This is a genomic window from Achromobacter sp., assembly GCF_036567245.1.
Taxonomy (GTDB): Bacteria; Pseudomonadota; Gammaproteobacteria; order Burkholderiales; family Burkholderiaceae_B; genus Achromobacter.
The window spans coordinates 1-3,889 of sequence record NZ_DATCUY010000359.1; the positions used below are offsets into that span (position 1 = coordinate 1).

4 protein-coding genes are annotated in these 3,889 nt (G+C 69.5%); 2 read left to right on the forward strand and 2 right to left on the reverse strand.

The genetic code is table 11. From position 1 onward, the window contains the following. Together gspD and gspE are read left to right on the forward strand one after the other, a co-directional pair. On the forward strand, positions 1-1,387 hold a 1,387-nt coding region (gene gspD, locus VIR09_RS15560; RefSeq protein WP_332013684.1), incomplete at its 5' end, for a type II secretion system secretin GspD. Beyond that, positions 1,384-2,811, forward strand: a complete 1,428-nt coding sequence (gene gspE / locus VIR09_RS15565) for a type II secretion system ATPase GspE (protein WP_332013685.1) — start codon at positions 1,384-1,386, stop codon at positions 2,809-2,811. The genes gspD and gspE, both read left to right, overlap by 4 nt. Here the strand turns inward: gspE and gspN are convergent. Together gspN and gspM are read right to left on the reverse strand one after the other, a co-directional pair. After that, positions 2,808-3,560 (reverse strand): type II secretion system protein N, encoded by a 753-nt coding sequence (gspN, locus tag VIR09_RS15570; RefSeq protein WP_332013686.1) that lies wholly within the window; start codon positions 3,558-3,560, stop codon positions 2,808-2,810. The genes gspE and gspN overlap by 4 nt on opposite strands. 1 nt (position 3,561) lies before the next feature. Beyond that, positions 3,562-3,889, reverse strand: a 328-nt coding sequence (gspM, locus tag VIR09_RS15575; RefSeq protein WP_332013687.1) for a type II secretion system protein GspM, incomplete at its 5' end; no start/stop codon positions are given.

Consider the following 3,889-nt stretch of genomic DNA (forward strand, 5'->3'; position numbering starts at 1 on the left):
CGGCACGGGCGCCCAGGGCGGCGCGCGCACGCAGAACGCGGCGGCGGGCATGGCTGCCCAGGCGCCCCAGGGCATGGCCGGCATGTCGGGTTCGAACAAGGGCGGACTGTCGGGCGAGCAGGAACGCATCTCGCGGGAGGACAACAGCACTCAGGCCGTCTCGTATTCGGCCGGCGGCGCGACCATCCAGGCGGATCCGGCCACCAACTCGCTCATCATCTCGGCCCCGGAACCGCTGTACCGCAGCCTGCGCGAGGTCATCGACCAGCTCGACCAGCGCCGCGCACAGGTGCTGGTGGAAAGCCTGATCGTGGAGGTCAGCGAGGCCAAGGCGGCGGAGTTCGGCATCCAGTGGATGACGGGCGCCGGCAACATCAACAGCGACGGTACCAGCTTCATCGGCGGCACCAACCTGGGCGGTAGCGGCATCACCGGCAAGGGGCCGACCACCATCGACGGCATCGGCAGCGGCTTGAGCCTGGGTGTGGTCAAGGGCACCGTCGACGTGCTGGGCAACAAGGTCATCAACCTGGGCGTGCTGGCGCGCGCGATGGAAAACACCGGCGAAGCCAACATCCTGTCCACGCCCAACCTGCTGACGCTGGACAACCAGTCGGCCAGCATCCTGGTAGGCAAGACCGTGCCCTTCGTGACCGGGCAGTACGTGACCTCGGGCAGCAATGGCAGCACCAATCCGTTCCAGACCATCGAACGCGAGGACGTGGGCCTGAAGCTGAACATCCGCCCGCAGATTTCCGAAGGCGGCGCGGTGAAGCTGGACATCTACCAGGAAGTCAGCAGCATCGACGAAAGCCGCTCCAACGCCACCACCGGCATCGTGACCAACAAGCGCGCCATCGATACCAGCGTGCTGATCGACGACGGCCAGATCATCGTGCTGGGCGGCCTGCTGGAAGACAACGTCACGCTTTCCACCAACAGCGTGCCGCTCCTGGGATCCTTGCCCGTGATCGGCTCGCTGTTCCGCTACGATTCGCGCAAGCGCACCAAGACCAACCTGATGGTGTTCCTGCGCCCCTACGTGGTGCGTGACGCCAACCGCACGGCTGGTGTCACCATGGACCGCTACGACTATATGCGCCGCGCGCAGGCGGTCGTGCAGCCAGGCCAGCACTGGGCGCTGCCAGACATGCAGGCGCCGATGCTGCCGCCGCCGGGCTCCGCGCCTTCGGTGTCCAACAACGCCTATGACCTCCGCCCGGAACACCAGGCCGAAACGCTGCGCCGGCCGGCGCCGGTCACGGCCCAGTCCTTCGCGGTGCGCCAGTATCCCGGCACGGAGTCTGCGCGCGACGCTTCGGAGGCCATCCGCGTGTCGCGCACGCTGATGCACAGCGTGGCCGTGGATCCCGATACGCTGCTATGAGCGCGCACCCCCTGCCTTATGCCTGGGCCCGGGCGCAGCGCGCGGTGCTGTCGCTGCGCGGCGGCCAGGCCCGGCTGACCGTCAGCCCGCGCACGCCGGAATGGGCGGTGCGCGAGATCCGGCGCTGCCACGGCGACATCGAGCTGGCGCAGATCGAGGACGAGGCGCTGGAAACCCTGCTGACCGCGGCCTACAGCCATTCGGAAGACGCAGCCTCGGTCATGGGCGTGGCCGAGAACGAGATCGACCTGGACCGCCTGATGCAGGACATGCCCGAGGTGGCGGACCTGCTGGAGGCCCAGGACGACGCGCCGGTGATCCGCATGATCAACGCGCTGTTCGCGCAGGCCGCGCGCGACGGCGCCAGCGACATCCACATCGAGCCCTTCGAAACCCACTCTGTGGTGCGCTACCGGGTCGACGGCACCCTGCGCGACGTAGTGTCGCCGCGCAAGGCGCTGCACGCCGCGCTGATCTCGCGCATCAAGATCATGGCGCACCTGGACATCGCCGAAAAGCGCCTGCCGCAGGACGGCCGCATTGCGCTGCGCGTGGGCGGGCGGCCGATAGACGTGCGCGTCTCCACCTTGCCCACCGGGCATGGCGAGCGCGCCGTGCTGCGTCTGCTGGACAAGGAGGCGGGGCGTTTGCAGCTGGAGAAGCTGGGCATGGACGCGGGCGTGCTGGCCCGGCTGGACCGCCTGATCCGCCAGCCGCACGGCATCGTGCTGGTGACCGGACCTACCGGCAGCGGCAAGACCACCACGCTGTATGCGGCGCTGAGCCGCCTGGACGCGTCCACCAGCAATATCCTCACGGTCGAGGATCCGATCGAATACGACCTGTCCGGCATCAGCCAGACGCAGGTCAACGCCAAGATCGACATGAGCTTCGCGCTGGCCCTGCGCGCCATTCTGCGGCAGGATCCCGATGTCATCATGATTGGCGAAATCCGCGACCTGGAGACCGCGCAGATCGCGGTGCAGGCTTCGCTGACCGGCCACCTGGTGCTGGCCACGCTGCATACCAACGACTCGGTGTCCGCCGTGACCCGGCTCACCGACATGGGCGTCGAGCCTTTCCTGCTGGCATCGTCGCTGTTGGGCGTGCTGGCGCAGCGCCTGGTGCGCAAGCTCTGCCCGGCCTGCAAGAAGCCCGCCATGCAGGACGGCGCGCGCGTGTTCCACCCGGTGGGCTGCGACGCCTGCAACCATACGGGCTACAGCGGGCGCTCCGGCATCCACGAACTCTTCACGGTGGACGACGAGGCGCGCCGGCTGATCCACGAAGGGCGCGACGAACGCGAGCTGCGGCGCGCGGCCGCCGCCTCGGGCATGCGGACCATGCGCGAGGACGGGCAGCGCTGGGTCGAGAGCGGGCAGACCTCGCCGGAGGAAATCCTGCGGGTCACGCGGGACGCCTAGGTGCCGAACGACACCATATCCCCCGAACGCCTGCCCAGCGCCGACAACAGTCCATCCAGGGCCGCACGGTCGGCTTCGCGCACGGATCCGGCGTAGGTTGCCTGCCCCTGGAACTTGAGGCCGCCGCGCCCGCCCGCGCTGCCCTCGCCGGTGACGTCCAGCAGGCCGCTTTCGGTACTCAAGGCCAGCGTGGCGCCAGATTTTCCGCCTTGCACCCGCAGCAGATACGACCCCACGGGCGCCACCGGCGTCAGCGCGGTGCTGGCGTTGCGCCAGCGTAGTTCGGCCACCGGGCCGGCGGGCAGGGCCGCGCCCAGCCGTAGTGCCTGCCAGCGGATCTCCAGCGTGCCCTGGGGGGCGATGGTGTTCCACGGCGCGCCCAGTGCGGACAGGATCGAGGCGGGCGCGCGCAGCGACTGGGCTGGCAGCGATACGCCGTTCCAGCCTGGCGTCGCGCGCAAGGGGCCTTGCAGCCAGGGATGCGAGATATCCAGGGCGAGCGCATCCCAGCGCCATTGCCATTGCACCGGCTGCGGCAGCATGCGGCGCGCGCCGGGAGGGCCTAGCGCGATCCAGGCGCTGCCGTGCCACAAGGTGCCGCTGGCGTCGGCCAGCGTGACGGGCGCGTTGTCCGGCAGCACGGCCAGCAGCCAGCGTGCGGGCAGGACGGCAACCGCTGCCGTGGCGGCACAGGTGGCGCCGGCCAGGAGCAACGCGGCGGAACGTTTGGAGAAACGCAATCCGGCCATCTCAGCCACGCTCCGCTTGCGGCGCGGTCAGGCTTACCTTGCCATTGACCAAGCCGGGCAGCGGTCTGCCGTTGACGTTGGCGGCGCGTGTGAGATCGACCTGTTTTACAGCCAGACCCCAGTCGCGAGCCGCGCCGTCCAGCCACCGCAAGAGCGCCGAGGAGGGCGCCTGCTTCAAGGTCAGTAGCACGCCGGGATCGGTTTCGTGTCGGTCCAGGCTCCACTGGTCCGCGGACAGTCCGGCGCGTTCCAGCGAGGCGCCGAGTTCGGCGACGCTGGGCATGGCGCCCGCAGGGGCGGCCGACTTGCGTCGCAAGGCCGCGGCCTGC